The sequence below is a fragment of the Labrys sp. Lb11 genome (assembly GCF_057554225.1).
Map to the genome: position 1 here is coordinate 299594 of NZ_BAAJOT010000005.1, position 17805 is coordinate 317398.

A 17805-nucleotide genomic window follows, 5' to 3' on the forward strand; every position below is an offset into this window, starting at 1 on the left:
TCCCGGCGGATCGGTGGTTGGTGGGGCAGCGGTCCGGCGGCCGGACCGGCTGAGGACACCGTCAGGCCGGGGCTGCCACCGGGCTGCCGACGGTGAGGTGCGTGCCGCCGTCGACGACCAGCAACTGCCCGGTGATGACGGCGGCGCCGGTGGCGAACCAGGCGACGCAGTCGGCGACCTCCTCGGCGGTGGGGATGCGCCGCAGCGGCGCGATGGCCGCGGCGCGGCGCTGGAACGCCGCATAGGTCTCCTCGTCCTGCCAGGCCAGGCCCCAATCGGTGGCGACGAAACCCGGGCAGACCGCATTGACCCGGATCTCCGGCGCCAGCGCCCGGGCAAGCCCGAGCGTCAGCGTGTTGAGCGCGCCCTTCGAGGCGGCGTAGGCCAGCGAGGAGCCGGAGCCCGAGAACCCGGCATGGGAGGAGACGTTGACGATGGCCCCCCGGGGCGCAGCCCTGAGCAGGGACGCGGCGGCCCGCGCCATCTGATAGGCGCCGGTGACGTTGGTGCCGAAGATGTGCTGGAAATCGGCGGCATCGAGGCCGTCGAGGTCGCGCGGGTCGGCGTAGCGCGTGGTGCCGGCATTGTTCACGAGCACGTCGATGCGGCCCCAGCGCGCCGCGGCAGCGTCGGCGATGGCCCGGCAGTCGGCGTCTTGGGCGACATCGCCGCCGACCACCACGGTGTCGGCGCCCTCGGCCGCACAGGCTTCGGCGACGGCCCTGGCGCCCTCGGCATTGCGGGCGAAGGTCACGACGACGTCGAAGCCGGCGCGGGCGAGCCGGCGGGCGCAGGCGGCGCCGATGCCGGAGGAGGAGCCGGTGACGATGGCGACGGGACGGCCGGCGCTCATTGCGGCGTCTCCAGCGCGGCCGTGTCGTTGGCCGCGGCCAGCACGGCTCGCAGCAGCACGTCGCAGCCGGCCGTGCAGTCGGCCGGCTCGGCGCTCTCGGCCTCGTTGTGGCTGATGCCGTCCTTGCAGGGGATGAAGACCATCGCCGCCGGGATGCGGCGGGCGATGTTGCAGGCATCGTGCCCGGCGCCGCTGACGATCTCCTCGTGGCTGTAGCCGAGGGCGCGCGCCGCCTCGGCGATGTACCCGCGGAGCGTGCGGTCGAAGCGGATGCGCGGCGAGGTGACGACGCGGTCGAGCCTCGCCTTGGTGCCCTGCTCGCGGCAGACCCGTTCGATCTCGCGGCGCAACTGCTCCTCCAGTGCGTCGAGCACCTCGTCCTCCTTGTGGCGGAGGTCCGCGCTCATCTCGACCCGGCCGGCGAGGGTGTTCGGCACGCCGGGATAGGCCTTGAGATAGCCGAAGGTCGCCCGGGCCCCGTCGACGCCGAGCGCATGCGCATGGGTCGCGCCGACGATGGCGGCGGCGGTGACCATGGCGTCCCGGCGCATCGCCATCGGCGTCGGCCCGGCATGGGCCTCCTGGCCCTCGATGACGATGGCGTAGCGGCGGAAGGCGATGCCGTCGGTGACCACGCCGATGGTGGTGCCGTGAGCCTCCAGCACCGGCCCCTGCTCGATATGGGCCTCGAAGTAGCAATGGACCGGGTAGGTCCACAGGCCGGCCGGGCCGCGATAGCCGATGGCATCGAGCGCGTCGCCGAGGCGGCGGCCGTCGAGGTCGGTCAGCGCCAGCGCGTCCTCCAGCGCCAGGGCGCCGGTGAAGACCTCCGATCCCATCATCGAGCGGTAGATCGCGCCTTCCTCGTTGGTCCAGTTGACGATCTCGATCGGCCGCTGCGTCGCGATGCCCGCATCGTCCAGGGTGCGCACCAGCTCCAGGCCGGCGAGCACGCCGTAGACGCCGTCGAACTTGCCGCCGGTCGGCTGAGTGTCGAGATGGCTGCCGATCAGCACGGGCGGCAGGTCGGCCTGGCCCGGGCGCCGGGCGAACATGTTGCCGAAGGTGTCGACCGTGACGCCGAGGCCGGAGGCCTCGCACCAGGCGCGGAACAGGTCGCGGCCGCGCCGATCCTCGTCGGTGAAGGCGACGCGGCGGCAGCCGCCCTTCTCGGTGGCGCCGATCTCGGCCATGGCCATCAGGCTGTCCCAGAGGCGCCGGCCGTCGATCCGCAGATTGGTGGTGGTCGGTGAGCGCTCGGTCATCACAGGATCGCCTTGCGGGTCATCTCGTCGGTAAAATCGGCCAGGGTGCGTTCCAGCCGGTCGACCATGTCGTCGGCTTGCTCGAGGGTGATCGTCAGGGGCGGGGAGACGATCGACCATTCGCCGAAGCGGCCCTTGTTCTGGCGCCGGGCATAGAGCATCAGCCCATGCGACAGGCCGATCTGGCGGATGCGGTCGCTGGCGTAGATCTCGGCGGGGAACACGGCCTTGCTGCGCTTGTCGCGGACATATTCGATGGCGAGCAGCAGCCCTTCGCCGCGCACGTCGCCGACGACGGGCGAGCGCTCCTTCAGCGCCTCCAGGCGCTTGCGGATATGGTCGCCGACGCGGGCGGCGTGCTCGATCAGCCCGTGCTCGACGATCTCGTCCATCACCGCCGCGCCGGCGGCGCAGGCGATCGGGTTGGCGTTGTAGGTGTGGGAGAGGTTGAAGCCGGTGAGGCCGGCGAGCTCGTCGACCATGGCCGCCGGCGCCAGCATGACGCCCATCGGCACATAGCCGGCGCCGATGCCCTTGGCGGTGATCACCACGTCGGGCCGGCAGGTCGGGCGGCGCTGCGCCGCCAGGAAGCTGCCGGTGCGCACTGCGGCCATGACCTCGTCATAGACCAGGAACACACCGTGGCGCCGGCAGATCCGGTGCGCTTCCTCGAAGAACAGGTCGTGCGGCACGTTGGCGCCGGTCGACTGGCCGCCGACCGGCTCGAACATGAAGGCGAGCACCGTCTCCGGGCCGAGCTCCAGGATCGTCTGCTCCAGCGCCCGTGCGCTCGCCCGTGCGCCGTCCTCGGCCGTGACGCCCTCGCTCGGCCGGTAGGAGAGGGGCGCCGGGATCTTGGCCGAGGGCACGGTCATGCCGTGCCAGACCTCCGGGATGTCCTCGTCGCCGGTCCAGCCCAGCGTCGCCAGGGTGCCGCCGTGATAGGAGGGCATCAGCGTGATGACGCGCGTCTTTGCGGCCATGCCCTTGGCGAGGGCGTACTGGCGCAGGAACTTGATGCCCATCTCCACCGCCTCCGAGCCGCCGGAGGTCAGGTGGCAACGCTCATAGCCGGGCCCGGACAGGTCGGTGATGCGGCGCGTCAGCTCTGCATTGGGCTCGTGGCGGGAAACCCGGACATAGGAATAGGTCAGCGTCTCGCCCTGCCGGCGCATGGCGTCGAGCACGCGGCGGTTGCCCTGGCCGAGCGCCGCGGTGAAGGCGCCGGAGACGACGTCGTAGTAGCGCCGGCCCTGCCCGTCGAAGACGAAGATGCCCTCGCCGCGGACGATCGTCGGAAGGCCCTGCGTGTTGGCGCGGCTGTAGAACAGGTCCTGCGGTCCACCCCGCGCCGGCCAGGCTGATTGGTTCATGACGTTTCCATAAAAAAGAAGTTTATACCATTTTTCGGAAACGTACGCATGTCGCATGCGAGCTGTCAATTCCGTCGCATCCGGATTTCAAGCCGCTTGACGCCGCCGGATCCTGTCACTAACAATCCCAAAAAACGGAATTGATTTCTGTTAAATGGGAGGAAGGTCGTGACCCCAGTCGCCGGCCGCCACGACAATGCCGTCGCCGCGGCGCTCGAGACCGCATGCTCCACCTTCGCCGACAGGCGGCCGGCCTCCCGGCGGCATGCCGACGAGGCGAGCCGGGTCATGCCCGGCGGCAACACCCGCACCGTGCTGTTCCACCGGCCCTTCCCGGTGCGCATCGTCTCAGGAGAAGCGCAGACGCTGACCGACGCCGACGGCCTGCGCTACACCGACTTTCTCGGCGAGTATTCCGCCGGCATCTACGGCCATTCGCACGAGCGCATCCGCCGCGCCGTCGCCGAGGCGCTCGACACCGGCCTCAACCTCGGCGGCCATCACCTCGACGAGATCGCCTTCGCCGCCGCGGTCTGCGGCCGCTTCGACCTCGATCTCGTCCGCTTCACCAATTCCGGCACCGAGGCCAACCTGATGGCGCTGAGCGCCGCGCGGGCGCACACCGGCCGCAGCCGAATCCTGGCCTTCCATGGCGCCTATCACGGCAGCGTCCTGTCCTTCGCCGGCGGCGGCAGCCCGGTGAACGCGCCCTATGAGGTGATGCTCGGCGAATACAACGACATCGCCGCCACCGCGGCGCTGCTCGAGCGGCACGGCGGCGAACTGGCCGCGGTCCTGGTCGAGCCGATGTGGGGCACGGGTTGCGTGCCGGGCGCGCCTGCCTTCCTGGACATGCTGCGCCGCCGCGCGACGGAGCAGGGCTTCGTCCTGATCTTCGACGAGGTCATGACCTCCCGCCTCGGTCCCAGAGGCTACAGCGCCGTGGTCGGCATCCAGCCGGACCTGAAGACCTTCGGCAAATATGTCGGCGGCGGCATGTCGTTCGGGGCCTTCGGCGGCCGGGCCGAGATCATGGCGCGCTTCGACCCGAACCGCCCGGACGCCCTGCCGCATGCGGGCACCTACAACAACAATTCGCTGACGATGAAGGTGGGACTGGCCGCCCTGACCGAGATCGTCACGCCGGAGGCCTGCGACGCCCTCAACGCCCGCGGCGACCGCCTGCGCCTCGCCCTCGGCGTGCTGTTCGAGCGGCTCGGGGCACGGCTCTCCTGCACCGGGCAGGGCTCGATGCTGACCATCCACCCCTGCGCGCCGGCGCTGCGCACGCCGCGCGAGGCGGAACGGATCGACCTGCGCCTGCGCGACATCCTGTTCCTCGGCCTGCTCGAGGAGGGCTTCTACCTCGCCCGCCGCGGCTACATGGCCCTGAGCCTGGCCATCACAGACGCCGATTGCGAGGCGCTCGTCACCGCGGTCGAGCGCGTCGCGCTGCGGCACCGCGCCATCTTCATCGACTGACCTTCAACCTCCCGAAAGAGACCCATGAAGAACGACCTTCGCTTCCAGCCCCTCGACGCGTCCAAGTCGCCGCGCTTCGCCGACATCGCCACCTTCTTCCGGCTGCCCAAGCACGAGCCCAGCGCCGAGATCGACATCGCCCTGGTCGGCGTGCCCTTCGACTTGGGCGTCAACTACAGGGCCGGCTCGCGCCAGGGCCCGGCTGCGGTGCGCGAGGCGAGCCGCGCCATCCGCCGCATCCATCCGACCAGCGGCATCGCGCCCTTCGCCCTGTGCAACATCGCCGACGTCGGCGACTCGCCGATCAACCCCCTCGACATGCTGGGCTCGATCGAGCTGATCCAGGGCTTCTTCGAAAGCCTGCACGGCCATGGCTGCGTGCCGATCACCATCGGCGGCGACCACACCGTGCCGCTGCCGGTGCTGCGCGCCATCGCCAAGGACGGACCGGTGGGCGTGGTGCATTTCGACTCGCACGCCGACACGCTGGACGAGCTGATCGGCACCAAGATCAACCATGCCACCACGTTCCGCCGCGCGGTCGAGGAGAACCTGATCGATCCCAGGCGCACCATCCAGATCGGCCTGCGCGGCAGCCGCTTCAGCCACGACGACATCGCCTATGGCGAGAAGGTCGGCATGCGGCTGATCACCATGGACGAGTTCGAGGCGATCGGCCGCGACGTCGTGATCGCCGAGATCGACCGGGTCACAGGCCGTGGCGCCACCTATGTCACCTTCGACATCGACGGGCTCGACGCGGCCTATGCGATGGGCACCGGCGTGCCGGAGGTCGGCGGCTTCTCGGTCCGTGACGCCCAGATGATGCTGCGCTCGCTGCGCGGCAAGCACCTCGTCGGCGCCGACATCTGCGAGGTCGCGCCGATGTACGACCCGAGCGGCCAGACCCAGCTCAACGCCGCCAACCTGATGTTCGAGATGCTCTGCGTCGTCGCCGACAGCATCGCCGCCCGGCGCTGAGGGCAGGGCCGCCATCGCCTCCCGCCGGGACGGTGCAGGCCGTCCCGGCGGGAGGCGTGTCCCAAAGCCTGCCCCGAAAGTCGTCGGGTCGGCTCTCAGACCCGCGCGATCAGGGCTGCCAGGTCGCGTGCCGTCGCCTTGAGGGCTGCGGCATAGTCCTCGTCCGTGTGGTCGTTCATCATGGTCTCGCGCAGGCCGACCAGGCCGAGCGCGAAGGTGACGCTGCCGCTGGCCGAGATCACCGGGCAGCCGATGGCGTAGACCCCGGGGTCGAACTCGGAATCGATCACGGAATAGCCGAGGCTGCGCACCTTCTCCAGCTCGTGCCGGACCCCGTCCGGATCGGCGATCGTCGAGGGCTGCAGCTTCTCCAGCGGGCGCCGGAGCAGGCGGTCGATCACCGGCGCCGGCTGGAAGGCGAAGGTGGCCTTGCCCGTCGCCGTGGCGTGGATGGGGAAGCGGCCGCCGGGATAGATCGCCGCCCCCAGCGGCTCGGCGGGCAGGGCATAGGTCACCAGTTCCAGTTCCTCGCCCACCAGCTGGGTCAGGAAGGCGGTCTGGCGAAAGCGGTTGGCGAGCCTGGCCAGCAGCGGGTCGGCCTGCATCTTGAGGGTAGCGGTATCCTGGCTGATGTGGACCAGCCGCACCAGCCTGTCACCGATCCGGTAGCGTTTGCGGTCGGCGTCGAAGGCGAGATAGCCGATCGCCAGCAGGCTTTGCGTCAGGCGATGCGTGGTCGAGACCGGCAGGCCCACCGCATCGCAGATCTGCTGCAGCGGCACGCCCTCGCGGGCCGCGGCGACGGCATCGAGGATGGTCGCCGCCCGCCGCAGCGGCGCCGAGCCCGGTTCCTTCTCTTCGGCGGTCTTGCTCAAAGTCCTGTCACCTGCACTCAAGGGGTCCTTCCCATTTTACCGAAGTCCAACAGTGGTTTACCGGACAACTCCGACCTGCCGGCGCCGGGATCCGCTCGCCTCCCGCCCACCCGCCCGCACCCCTGCCCACCGATTGGGCAGCCGGCTCGATCGATCCCGGTTGACATTCTCGGACAGCTGTCGTGAAATCCGAAAAATGACAATACATTCCGAAAAATGGAAAATAAAGAGGGGCGCCCGTGAACTTCGCACAGAACCAGGCCCTTTCCGGCCTCCTTCTCGATGGCGGGTCGAACGTCGGCGTCGGCAAGAGCGCGCGTGACATGCAAGCATCGGCAACCATCCTCGAACATCCCGGCAATGTCGTCCGATTCCGCAAGGTCCGGAAGACCTATGACGGCCGCAAGCTGGTTGTCGACGACCTCGATCTCGATATTCGTCGCGGTGAATTCCTGACTTTGCTCGGCCCGTCCGGCTCGGGCAAGACCTCGACCCTGATGATGCTGGCCGGCTTCGAGCCGGTGACCAGCGGCTCGATCGAGCTCGACGGCAAGGCCATCGATCATCTGCATCCCTCGCGCCGCGGCATCGGCATGGTCTTCCAGAACTATGCCCTGTTCCCGCACATGAGCGTGGGCGAGAACATCGCCTTCCCGCTGGAGGTGCGCCAGACGCCGCGCGGGGAAATCGGCGGGCGCGTCGCGCGCATGCTCGATCTGATGAAGCTCGACGGCCTCGCCGGCCGTCGTCCGAGCCAGCTGTCCGGCGGCCAGCAGCAGCGTGTGGCGCTTGCCCGGGCCCTGGTCTTCGAGCCGAAGCTGGTGCTGCTCGACGAGCCGCTCGGCGCGCTCGACAAGCAGCTGCGCGAGCATCTCCAGTACGAGATCAAGCACATCCACCAGAAGCTCGGCGTCACCATGGTCTATGTGACGCACGACCAGTCCGAAGCGCTGACCATGTCCGACCGGATCGCGGTCTTCGCCAACGGGCGCATCCAGCAGCTTGCGTCCCCGCAGGCCGTCTATCACGAGCCGGCGACGAACTTCGTGGCGAGCTTCATCGGCGAGAACAACCGCCTGCCGGCCCACGTCGCCGAGGCGGTCCGGGGCGAGGTCGTCGCCCGTCTCGACCATGGCGGCACGGCGATCCGAGCCGTGGCGGAGGCCGCGCCCGCGGCCGGCGCGGCGGTCTCGCTCTGGGTGCGGCCCGAGGCCGTCGTGCTCGATCCGCCGCCCGGAACCGTCGACAACGAGCTTTCCGGCCGCCTCTGCGAAGCCATCTTCACCGGCGACCACATCCGCCTGCGCGTCGAGGTGGGCGGCAGCGACGACTTCATCCTGAAATGGCGCGGCCGCGGCGGCGAGTCCTTCCGCGAGCCCGGCCAGCCCATCCGCATCGGCTTCGATGCCGGCGATTGTCGCGCCATTCCGGCCGAAGCCTGAACCGCCGGCGCAACGGCGGCTTTTCATCCAGAAGAAGGGACCATGACATGCAACGGACCAGACATCTCACTCTCGCCCTGGCCTTCGCGCTGACGGCGCCGGCCGTCGCCCACGCGCAGGACAGCCTGACCGTGGTCGGCTGGGGCGGCGCCTACCAGGCGGCCCAGGACAAGGCGATCTACCAGCCCTTCGAGCAGGCGACCGGCGTCAAGATCAAGCGCGAGAGCTATTCGGGCGGCGTCGCCGAGCTGAAGTCGCAGGTGGCGGCCGGCAAGGTCACCTGGGACGTGGTCGACATGGAGCCGACCGACGCCGTCCGCGCCTGCGACGACGGCCTGCTCGAGCGCCTCGACGGCATCAAGCTCACGGACGCTCCCGACGGCACGCCTGCCGACGCCGACCTGATCGAAGGCTCGCGGTCGGAGTGCTTCATCAACGCCGTCAACGTGGCGATGGTCGTCGCCTACAACGAGACGGCCTTTTCCGGCGCCAAGCCGAGCAAGCTCGCCGACTATTTCGACGTCAAGACCTTCCCGGGCAAGCGCGGCGCCTACAAGAACGCCAGCCGCACCCTGGAGCTGGCCCTGATGGCCGACGGCGTGCCGGCCGCCGAGGTCTACAAGGTGCTGGCCACCCGCGAGGGCCAGGACCGCGGCTTCGCCAAGCTCGACACCATCCGCGACAGCCTGGTGTGGTGGGACGCCGGCGCCCAGGCGCCCCAGCTCCTGGTCGACAAGGAAGTGGCGATGAGCGTCGCCTGGAACGGGCGCATCTTCTCGGCCCAGCAGGCCGACAAGAAGCCGCTCGCCATCCTGTGGGACAGCCAGGTCCTCGAGGGCTCGGGCTGGGTCATCCCGAAGGGCGCCCCCAACAAGGCGCTGGCGGAGAAGTTCGTGATCGAGGCGATGACGCCGCAGATCCAGGGCAAGACCGGCACGCTCATCCCCTACGGTCCGTCGCGCAAGTCGTCCGCCGCCTTCGTCGGCACCAATCCCGAGCTCGGCATCGACATGAAGCCGCACCTGCCGACGTCCCCCGGCCATCTCGACAACGCCCTGCCGCTGAGCGCCGAGTTCTGGGCCGAGCACGGCGACGAGCTCAACCGCCGCTTCGCCGCCTGGCTGGCGCGCGGCTGATCCACGGGCGAGCGGCCGGCCGCCGGCCGCTCGCCCCGCCCGCTTTCGAGGACCGTCCGGTATGACCGCCGAGCTTGCCATCGCCTCTCCCCGATCCCTGCGCCGGGCTCTGGCCGCCGACCTGGGGCGGCGCCGGCGCGGCGCGTTCCTCCTGGTGCTGCCGCTGCTCCTGTTCCTGCTCGTCCTGTTCATCCTGCCGATCGGCTACCTCCTGTGGAGCGCCGTCGACGAGGCGGTGGTGTCGAACGGCCTGCCGCGCACCGTCCTCGCCCTGCGCGACTGGGACGGGCGCTCGCAGCCGCCCGATGCCGCCTTCGAGGGACTGGCCGCGGATCTGCGCCAGGCCCAGGCGGACGACACCGTCCAGCAGATCGGCGCCCGGCTCAATTTCGAGGTCAGCGGCATGCGCCGCATCCTGCGCCAGACCGCCTCGGTGGCCGCGGGCGAAGGGCCGGCGACGCCGCGCATCCTCGACGCTCATGCGGTCTGGCGCTCGCCCGAGATCTGGGCGGCGATCCGCGACCTCGGCGCCCGCCCGACCATGGTCAACCTGCTCGGCGCGCTCGACCTGAAGAAGAACGCTGCCGGCGAAATCCATGTCGTGCCGGAGGATTTCCGGGTCAACACCCGGCTGTTCCTGCGCACCTTCTGGATCAGCCTGGTGGTGACGGCGCTCTGCCTCGCGCTCGGCTATCCCGTCGCCTATCTCATCGCCAGCGTGCCGCAGAGCACCGCCAACATCCTGCTCCTGATGGTGGTCGTGCCGCTGTGGACATCGCTGCTCGTGCGCACCGCAGCCTGGATGGCGCTGCTCCAGCGCAACGGCATCGTCAACGACACGCTGGTCGGGCTCGGCCTGATCGGCGAGGCCGACCGCCTGGCGTTGATCTTCAACGCCAAGGCCACGGTGATCGCCATGACCCATATCCTGCTGCCCTTCATGGTGCTGCCGCTCTACAGCGTCATGCGGGCGATCCCGCCGGTCTACATGCGCGCGGCCGAGTCGCTCGGCGCCTCGCGCTTCCTCGCCTATCGGCGGGTCTATCTGCCGCAGGCGGCGCCCGGCATCGTCTCGGGCTGCCTGCTGGTCTTCATCATGTCGCTCGGCTACTACATCACGCCCGCCCTGCTGGGCGGCGAGAGCGGCCAGATGATCTCCAACATGATCGCCTACCACGTCCGCGAGTCGTTGAACTGGGGCCTGGCCTCGGCGCTGGGCGGCCTGCTGCTGGCCGGCGTCGTGGTGCTCTACCTCATCTATGTCCGCGCCGTCGGCGCCGACAAGATCCGGGTGGGAGGCTGAGATGGCGTTGCTGCCCGACCATGCCACCCCGCTGCAGAAGGTTGTCCATGCCGGCTTTCTGCTCTACTGCACCTTGGTGTTCGCCTTCCTGATCCTGCCGCTGGTGGTGATCGTGCCGCTGAGCTTCAACGCCGAGCCCTATTTCACCCTGAACGCCCGGATGCTGACGCTCGACCCCGAGGCCTTCTCGCTGCGCTGGTACCGGGACTTCTTCGGCAACGCCGTCTGGCGCCAGGCCGCGCTCAACACGCTGGTCGTCGCGGCGGTCTCGACCCTGCTGGCGACCGTGCTCGGCACCCTGGCCGCACTCGGTCTCGCCCGCGCCGAGATGCCTTGCCGCCAGGGCCTGACGGCTCTGCTGATCTCGCCGCTGATCGTGCCGCTGATCATCGCTGGCGCCGGCATGTACTTCATCTTCGCCAAGATCGGCCTCGTCGGCACCTATCTCGGCCTGATCCTCAGCCACACCGTGCTCGGCGCTCCCTTCGTGCTGATCACGGTCACGGCGACTCTGTCGAAGTTCGACACCTCGCTGGTCAACGCCGCCGCCATCTCCGGTGCCGGGCCGGTGACCACCCTGCGCCGCATCACGCTGCCGATCATCGCGCCCGGCGTGATCTCCGGCGCCATCTTCGCCTTCGGCAGCTCGCTCGACGAGATCGTCGTCACCCTGTTCGTCGGCAGCGGCGAGACCCAGACCGTCCCGCGCCAGATGTGGACCGGCCTGCGCGAGCAGCTGAGCCCGACCATCCTGGCCGTCGCGACGCTGCTGATCGCTCTCTCCGTCCTGCTGCTGGGCTGCGTCAGCCTGCTGCGACGCCTCGGCCGCAAGGGAGCCCCGGCATGAACGATTCCCCCGGCGCATCGGCGAACGTCCTGGCCGCGACCTGGTCCCCGGTTCCCGTCGACGAGGCGGAACGGGCGGCGCTGGCGCTGTTCGGCGTCGATGGCCGGCTCACCACGCTGACCAGCGAACGCGACCAGACCTTCCGCCTCGATGCGACCGGCGGCGAACGCTACATCTTCAAGATCGCCAACCCGGCCGAGCGAGCGGACGTGCTCGACTTCCAGCTCGGCGCCCTCCGGCATCTGGCTGTGACAGCGCCGGACCTGCCCGTGCCTCGGCTGGTGCCGCGGCGCATCGACGGCGGTCTCGCTGTGCCCTTTGCCGACGGCACAAGGCGCATCGTCAGCCTGCTGACCTTCCTGGACGGCAAGGCCCAGCACGCCACGCCGCCGAGCCTCGCCCAGGCTGGCAATCTCGGCGTGGCGCTGGGCGGGCTGGCCCGCGGCCTGGCGGACTATGGCGGCTCGCCGCCAGCCGATACCAGGCTGCTCTGGGACATCAGCCATGCGGAGGATCTGCGGCCGCTGGTCGGCCACGTCGATCCGGCGCGGCAGGGGCTGGTGACCGGCGTGCTCGACCGGTTCGAGGCCGAGATCAAGCCGGTGCATCTCACCCTGCCGCGCCAGGTCATCCACAACGACTTCAACCCCTACAACATCATCGTCGACGCCGCCGACACCGACCGGGTGACCGGCATCATCGATTTCGGCGACATGGTGCGCGCGCCGCGCATCAACGACATCGCGGTGGCGCTGTCCTATCGCATCGGCCGCACCGACGGGCTCGAGCAGATGCAGGCGCTGCTGCGCGGCTACGGCACGGCGGTGCGGCTCGGCGACGAGGAGATCGACATCCTCCCCGGCCTGATCGCGGTGCGCCTCGCCATGACCGTGACGATCACCGAATGGCGGGCCGGCCTGAAGCCGGAGGACCGGGCCTATATCCTGCGCAACCATGCCGCGGCCCTGGCCGGGCTCGCCCAGTTCGCAGCCCATCCCGCGTCCCATATCAGGGCCCTGATCCATCAGGCCCGCGACGGAGACTGACGATCATGACCATGGCCAATGCCTTCAGCGCCGAGGATTTCGCCAGGCTGGCCGCGCAGGAGCGCGCCCTGATCGAGCGGCGCGAGCGCGTGCTCGGCTCGGCCTACCGGCTGTTCTACGAGCGGCCCGTGCATCTCGTGCGCGGCGAGGGCATCTGGCTCCACGGCGCCGACGGCGAACGCTATCTCGACGCCTACAACAACGTCGCTTCGGTCGGGCACGCCCATCCCCGCGTGGTCGAGGCGATCAGCGGCCAGCTGGCGGTGCTCAACACCCATACCCGCTACCTGCACGACAAGATCCTCGACTATGCCGAGGCCCTGGTCGCCACCATGCCCGCGCCGCTCGAGCGCGTGATGTTCACCTGCACCGGCAGCGAGGCCAACGATCTCGCCGTGCGCATCGCCCGTTACGTCACCGGCGGCACGGGCGTCATCATCACCAGTCACGCCTATCACGGCGTGACCTCAGCGGTGTCCGAGTTCTCGCCCTCCCTCGGGCCGGCCGTCGACCTTGGCCCGCATGTGCGGACCGTGCGGCCGCCGGATGCCGTCGGCACCCCGCCTGAGGAAATCGGCGCCCGCTTCGCCCGCGACGTCCAGGCCGCCATCGACGACCTCAGGCGCCACGGCATCAAGCCGGCCATGCTGATCGTCGACACCATCTTCTCCTCCGACGGCGTCTACGCCGACCCGGCCGGCTTCCTCGCTCCGGCGGCGGCGGCGATCCGCAAGGCCGGCGGCTTGTTCATCGCCGACGAGGTGCAGCCGGGCTTCGGCCGCACCGGCGACGCCATGTGGGGCTTCCTGCGCCACGGCCTGGTGCCGGACCTCGTCACCCTCGGCAAGCCGATGGGCAACGGCTATCCCGTCGCCGGCGTGATCTGCCAGCCGGAGATCATCGACGATTTCGGCCGCAACGCCCGCTACTTCAACACGTTCGGCGGCAGCGCCGTCGCTGCGGCGGCGGGGCTGGCGGTGCTCGGCGTCATCGCCGACGAGGGCCTCATGGCCAATGCACGCGACGTCGGCGCCTATCTCGCCGACGGTTTCCGGGCGATGGCCGCCGACCATGCCGCGCTCGGCGACGTTCGCGGCGCCGGCCTTTTCGTCGGCGTCGACCTGGTGCGTGACGGGGCGCCGGCGCCGGACCTGGCGACGCGCCTGGTCAACGGTCTGCGCGACCGGCGCATCCTGATCAGCTGCTCCGGCCCGCATGCCAACGTGCTGAAGGTCCGCCCGCCGCTGGTGTTCTCGCGCGACAACGCCGACACGCTGCTCGCCGCGACCGCGGACGTGCTGGTGACGTTCTGAGCGCGGCGCCCGCGCCGTGGGTTCGCGGGATCGGCGCTGCCCGGTCCCGGCCTCACCGTGCCTCGGCGCCGTCGGCCGGCGCGAGCAGCGGCAGCGCGGCCGCCGCGGCCTGCTGGATGAGGGCCGGCGTCAGCGGCTGGTCGCCAGCGACGCGGACCATGACCTCGCGGCCGGCGAAGCGGATGCCGTTGCGGGCGAACTGCTCCTGCACCTTGGCATAGACGAGGCGGCGCAGGACGAACTGGTCGCCCGGACGGGTCTTGAACTTGATGCGGACGATCAGGGCGGTCTCGTCCATCTGGTAGATGCCCTGCGACTTCACCGGATCCAGGAGCTTGGGGCCCTGCTCGGGGTCGGCGGCCAGTTCCTCGCCGATCTTCTTGATGATGCGCCGGACCTTGTCGACGTCGGTGTCGGTGGCCAGCCGAAGCGGCAGCTTCATGATCACCCAGTCGCGCGAGAAGTTGCGGATGTTGCGGATGGCGCCGAACGGCACCGTGTCGAGCGGGCCGTTCTGGTGGCGCAACTGGATCGAGCGCACCGAGATCCGCTCCACCGTGCCCTTGGCGATGCCGATATCGACATATTCGCCGCGGCGGAAGGCGTCGTCGATCAGGAAGAAGGCGCCGGAGAAGATGTCGCGGATCAGGGTCTGGGCGCCGAAGCCGATGGCAAGGCCGATGACGCCGGCCCCGGCGAAGAGCGGGCCGATGTTGATGCCGATCTCGGAGAGGCCGATCATCACCGCCATGACCACGATCGTGGTCAGCGCGAAGCCCCGGAACAGGTGCAGCAACGTCGCCATGCGCGAGGCGCCGGCGTGCCCGCCTTCCTCGGCGTGGCCGTGCGATGCCCCCTCATGGCCTTCCCCCTCCGCCAGGAGATGCCTGTCGATGACGATCCGCGTCGCCTGATAGGCGAGATAGGCGAGGAGAACGATGAGGATCTCCTCCAGGAAGCGCACGCCGAGGGTCTGCTCAGACCCGAGGAGCCGCACGCCCCAGAGGTGGAACAGCGCGGTGAAGGCGGCGACGGTGACCAGGATCGCGGCCGCCTGCTCGGCCAGATCCTGGAAGGTCGGCAGCGGCCGGCCGTCGGCCTGGTGCAGCGCCGGCGTCTTGATGTTGCGGAAGGCAGCCTCGATCGCCACCAGCGCCAGGCCGTAGAGCGCGAAGGCGACGAGGAGGATGACGAGCGGACTGGTCACCAGGCCGACGCCGCCGCTCTGGCCGAGCAGCACCCGCACCGCGGAAACCAGCCAGGCGACGGCGAGATAGAAGAGGGCGGCGAGGTGCCAGGCGCCGGCCAGCAGGCGGCGCCAGGCCGGCGCCAGGCCGCCCGAGGCCGCCAGGATCGCGCTGCTGATCGGGCGTCGATGCCGCAGGAGGAGCGCGGCCGTGGCGAGGGCGGCGAGGGCCGTGGCGCCGACATAGACGAGGCGGAAGGCGTCCGGGTCGATCGGCAGCCGGCCGACCCAGGCGGCAAAGGCGAAGGGCAGGGCGCAGATCGAGATCGTCGACCGGAAAGCGCGCCAGAGGCGGACGGCTTCGTCGTCGCCGATGGCGAGCATGCGGTAGGCGGGGCGGTCGGCGACGATCATGTTGGCGCCGATGCTCAGGATTGCGCGAAGGAGGGCTGCCGCCACGACCATCGTCATCACGGTCATGTAGGCGGCCGGGTCGTCGCCGGCCAGCAGGTTGGCGGCGACGAAGCCGACGAGCGCGGTCAGGATGGCGGCCAGCAGGCCGGCCGCCGTCCGCGTCGCCAGGAAGCAGATCGCCTGGGCCCGGTTGGACGGCGCCGCGGGGAAGCCGCGCAGCCAGGCGCGCCGGACCGGCAGGGCGATCAGCTCGCCGAGGCCGACGGCGACGACGAGGGCGGCCAGCATTTCGACGATGGCCGCGCCGAGCCAGCCGGCGCTGGTTTGCCCGGACGCCTTGGCGACGGCGGCATCGAGATCGGCCAGCGTGTCCGTGGCATTGCCGGCGACGTCGCGAACCCGCTGGTGCAGGATCTCCACGGTGGCCTCGAGCGAGTCGGCCTCGGCATCCGGCGAGGCGGTCGCCATGCCCGTCACCGGGACCGGGGCCGTCTCGGCGGCGGCGGCGAAGACGGGCAGGGCCAGGCTTGCCAGCAGCAGGGCGAGAACGACGATGCCCGTACGGAATTGATCAAGCATGTCCTTCGCCCCGATATGCTCGCCCCGACGTGGGCGAAATCGCCCGATCTAGCGCAGCACGGCCTTAAGAAGCGTTGAAGCCGCGGTAAAATCGTAAGCTGAGAGGCGGTGCCGGAGTTGATTTGTCGCGGTACGCCTGTACGTTGCGGCGGTCCGGCGTGGCATCGACCGAGGATCGCCCGAGGATCGCCCATGACGAGGCCCGCCTGAACCGGGAAGGATGCCATCCCGCATCCCGGCGACGAAGGGCACGGCATGGGCACCACGGGGCTCCGAATCGGCGCCGCGGCAACGGGCGACGCCTGGCCGGGGAATCGGTGCGGCTCGACCTTCGTCAGGGCGGGCATTTGACGGGCAGGGCGGCGGCGTTCGGGCTGCTGCCGTGGAGCGGCGCAGCCTGCGCCGCCTGAGGGACTTTTCGGCGTCGCGACGGCGCCGGCGCGATGCGTGGGGGAGGCGGGCATGGAACGGGAGAGCCGGCGATCGGTTCGGCATGGATATGGCCTTGCCGTCGCGACAGGCTGCGCCTTGGCGCTGGCCGTGGCGGGATGCGAGGAGAAGAATGCCTATGTGCCGCCGCCGCCGCCGAAGGTGACGGTGGCGCAGCCGCTCCAGCATCCGGTCACCGTCTATTTCTCGCTCACCGGGAACACGCAGGCCGTGAACAACGTCACGCTCAATGCGCGCGTGCAGGGCTATGTCGAGCAGATCCGGTACAAGGACGGCGCGAAGGTCGCCAAGGGCGACCCCCTCTTCGTGATCGAGAAGGATACTTATCAGGCCGCGCTCGACCAGGCGACGGCCAACCTGGCCGCCGAGCAGGCCGGCCAGCTCCAGGCGCAGCAGCAATACACGCGGCAGTCGACGCTCGGGAAGGACTCCTTCGCCTCCGTCGCCGCCGTCGAGGACGCGAAGGCCAAGCTCGACCAGGCGAACGCGGCCGTCGCCGGGGCGAAGGCCAACCTGGAGACCGCGACGATCAATCTCGGCTTCACCGATGTGAAGGCGCCGTTTGACGGCGTCGTCACCAACCATCTCGTCGATATCGGGGCGCTCGTCGGTGTCAGCGGGCCGACCCAGCTTGCCAGCATCGTCCAGCTCGATCCGATCAACGTCTATTTCAACGTCAGCGAGGACCAGGTCCTCCAGATCAAGCGGCTCCTGGCCAAGCGTGGCCTCACTTCCGTCGACGTCGCCAGCGTGCCGGTCGAGGTCGGCCTCCAGTCGGAAGAGGGCTATCCCCATCGCGGCCATCTCGACTACGTCTCGCCGACGCTCGACCCCGCGACCGGGACGCTGACGGTCCGCGGCGTGCTGGAGAACAAGGACCGTGCCCTGCTGCCGGGCCTGTTCGTCAGGGTGCGCGTGCCGGTGCAGAAGCAGGAGAGCGCAACCCTGGTGGCCGACACGGCGATCTCCACCGGCCAGGCCGGCGCCTATGTCTTCGTCCTGGGCAAGGATGATGTCGTCGAGCAACGCCCGGTCGCCGTCGGTCCGCTTCAGGACGGCGGATTGCGGGTCATCGAGACCGGCCTGACCTCCGAGGACTGGGTGATCGTCTCCGGCATCCAGCGGGCGATTCCCGGCGGCAGGGTCGCCCCCGAGAAGGTTGCCATGCCGCAATCCGGCTCGGCGGCGCCGGCCGGCAGCGCCGCGCCGCCCGACACGCCGAAGCCCGAGGTCCCGAAGGCCGAGGCTCCGAAGCAGTAG

14 protein-coding genes are annotated in these 17805 nt (G+C 69.9%); 9 read left to right on the forward strand and 5 right to left on the reverse strand.

Going from position 1 to position 17805, the window contains the following annotated elements:
* Positions 1 to 61: 61 nt before the first annotated feature.
* Genes AC27L4_RS19975 through AC27L4_RS19985 form a run of 3 tightly spaced genes read right to left on the reverse strand, consistent with a single transcriptional unit; the run spans position 62 to position 3491 of the window.
* On the reverse strand, positions 62 to 853 hold the full coding sequence (locus AC27L4_RS19975) for an SDR family NAD(P)-dependent oxidoreductase (protein ID WP_487144116.1): 792 nt from the start codon (positions 851 to 853) through the stop codon (positions 62 to 64).
* Positions 850 to 2118, reverse strand: coding sequence for a Zn-dependent hydrolase (locus AC27L4_RS19980; protein ID WP_487144117.1), 1269 nt, complete (start codon positions 2116 to 2118; stop codon positions 850 to 852). Before AC27L4_RS19980 ends, AC27L4_RS19975 begins: the two co-directional genes overlap by 4 nt.
* Positions 2118 to 3491: an aminotransferase family protein gene (locus AC27L4_RS19985; protein WP_487144118.1), complete on the reverse strand. Its 1374-nt coding sequence runs from the start codon at positions 3489 to 3491 to the stop codon at positions 2118 to 2120. The genes AC27L4_RS19980 and AC27L4_RS19985 overlap by 1 nt, the downstream gene beginning before the upstream one ends.
* A gap of 168 nt (positions 3492 to 3659) precedes the next feature.
* Here AC27L4_RS19985 and AC27L4_RS19990 point away from each other — a divergent pair, with 168 nt between their 5' ends.
* A complete protein-coding gene (locus tag AC27L4_RS19990) occupies positions 3660 to 4973 on the forward strand; it encodes an aspartate aminotransferase family protein (protein ID WP_487144119.1) in 1314 nt (437 codons plus the stop codon).
* A gap of 24 nt (positions 4974 to 4997) precedes the next feature.
* The gene (gene speB, locus AC27L4_RS19995) at positions 4998 to 5954 is read left to right on the forward strand and encodes an agmatinase (RefSeq protein ID WP_487144120.1); all 957 of its coding nucleotides are present in this window, start codon (positions 4998 to 5000) and stop codon (positions 5952 to 5954) included.
* A gap of 95 nt (positions 5955 to 6049) precedes the next feature.
* Here speB and AC27L4_RS20000 read toward each other — a convergent pair whose 3' ends face one another.
* Entirely contained in the window at positions 6050 to 6829 is a 780-nt protein-coding gene (locus tag AC27L4_RS20000) for an IclR family transcriptional regulator (RefSeq protein WP_487144121.1), read from the reverse strand.
* 323 nt (positions 6830 to 7152) lie between these two features.
* Here AC27L4_RS20000 and AC27L4_RS20005 point away from each other — a divergent pair, with 323 nt between their 5' ends.
* The 6 genes from AC27L4_RS20005 to AC27L4_RS20030 all read left to right on the forward strand — a co-directional run bounded on the left by AC27L4_RS20005 (position 7153) and on the right by AC27L4_RS20030 (position 13916).
* Positions 7153 to 8271: an ABC transporter ATP-binding protein gene (locus tag AC27L4_RS20005; RefSeq protein WP_487144122.1), complete on the forward strand. Its 1119-nt coding sequence runs from the start codon at positions 7153 to 7155 to the stop codon at positions 8269 to 8271.
* Between the two features lie 47 nt (positions 8272 to 8318).
* On the forward strand, positions 8319 to 9407 hold the full coding sequence (locus tag AC27L4_RS20010) for an ABC transporter substrate-binding protein (RefSeq protein ID WP_487144123.1): 1089 nt from the start codon (positions 8319 to 8321) through the stop codon (positions 9405 to 9407).
* A gap of 61 nt (positions 9408 to 9468) precedes the next feature.
* On the forward strand, positions 9469 to 10710 hold the full coding sequence (locus AC27L4_RS20015; protein ID WP_487144124.1) for an ABC transporter permease: 1242 nt from the start codon (positions 9469 to 9471) through the stop codon (positions 10708 to 10710).
* 1 nt (position 10711) lies between these two features.
* Positions 10712 to 11557, forward strand: coding sequence for an ABC transporter permease (locus AC27L4_RS20020; RefSeq protein WP_487144125.1), 846 nt, complete (start codon positions 10712 to 10714; stop codon positions 11555 to 11557).
* Complete coding sequence (locus AC27L4_RS20025; RefSeq protein ID WP_487144126.1) at positions 11554 to 12603, forward strand: phosphotransferase; 1050 nt, start codon at positions 11554 to 11556, stop codon at positions 12601 to 12603. The genes AC27L4_RS20020 and AC27L4_RS20025 overlap by 4 nt, the downstream gene beginning before the upstream one ends.
* A 5-nt stretch (positions 12604 to 12608) precedes the next feature.
* Entirely contained in the window at positions 12609 to 13916 is a 1308-nt protein-coding gene (locus AC27L4_RS20030; protein ID WP_487144127.1) for an aspartate aminotransferase family protein, read from the forward strand.
* A 52-nt stretch (positions 13917 to 13968) separates the two neighbouring features.
* Here the strand turns inward: AC27L4_RS20030 and AC27L4_RS20035 are convergent, their stop codons facing one another.
* Entirely contained in the window at positions 13969 to 16095 is a 2127-nt protein-coding gene (locus AC27L4_RS20035) for a mechanosensitive ion channel family protein (RefSeq protein ID WP_487144128.1), read from the reverse strand.
* A gap of 462 nt (positions 16096 to 16557) precedes the next feature.
* Here AC27L4_RS20035 and AC27L4_RS20040 point away from each other — a divergent pair, with 462 nt between their 5' ends.
* A complete protein-coding gene (locus tag AC27L4_RS20040; RefSeq protein WP_487144129.1) occupies positions 16558 to 17805 on the forward strand; it encodes an efflux RND transporter periplasmic adaptor subunit in 1248 nt (415 codons plus the stop codon).

Excerpts from the sequence above, each read along its gene's own strand:
- AC27L4_RS19975 (WP_487144116.1), bottom strand. The coding sequence starts at position 853 with ATGAGCGCCGGCCGTCCCGTCGCCATCGTCACCGGCTCCTCCTCCGGC.
- AC27L4_RS19980 (WP_487144117.1), bottom strand. The coding sequence starts at position 2,118 with ATGACCGAGCGCTCACCGACCACCACCAATCTGCGGATCGACGGCCGG.
- AC27L4_RS19985 (WP_487144118.1), bottom strand. The coding sequence starts at position 3,491 with ATGAACCAATCAGCCTGGCCGGCGCGGGGTGGACCGCAGGACCTGTTC.
- speB (WP_487144120.1), top strand. The coding sequence starts at position 4,998 with ATGAAGAACGACCTTCGCTTCCAGCCCCTCGACGCGTCCAAGTCGCCG.
- AC27L4_RS20005 (WP_487144122.1), top strand. The coding sequence starts at position 7,153 with ATGCAAGCATCGGCAACCATCCTCGAACATCCCGGCAATGTCGTCCGA.
- AC27L4_RS20010 (WP_487144123.1), top strand. The coding sequence starts at position 8,319 with ATGCAACGGACCAGACATCTCACTCTCGCCCTGGCCTTCGCGCTGACG.
- AC27L4_RS20015 (WP_487144124.1), top strand. The coding sequence starts at position 9,469 with ATGACCGCCGAGCTTGCCATCGCCTCTCCCCGATCCCTGCGCCGGGCT.
- AC27L4_RS20020 (WP_487144125.1), top strand. The coding sequence starts at position 10,712 with ATGGCGTTGCTGCCCGACCATGCCACCCCGCTGCAGAAGGTTGTCCAT.
- AC27L4_RS20025 (WP_487144126.1), top strand. The coding sequence starts at position 11,554 with ATGAACGATTCCCCCGGCGCATCGGCGAACGTCCTGGCCGCGACCTGG.
- AC27L4_RS20030 (WP_487144127.1), top strand. The coding sequence starts at position 12,609 with ATGACCATGGCCAATGCCTTCAGCGCCGAGGATTTCGCCAGGCTGGCC.
- AC27L4_RS20035 (WP_487144128.1), bottom strand. The coding sequence starts at position 16,095 with ATGCTTGATCAATTCCGTACGGGCATCGTCGTTCTCGCCCTGCTGCTG.
- AC27L4_RS20040 (WP_487144129.1), top strand. The coding sequence starts at position 16,558 with ATGGAACGGGAGAGCCGGCGATCGGTTCGGCATGGATATGGCCTTGCC.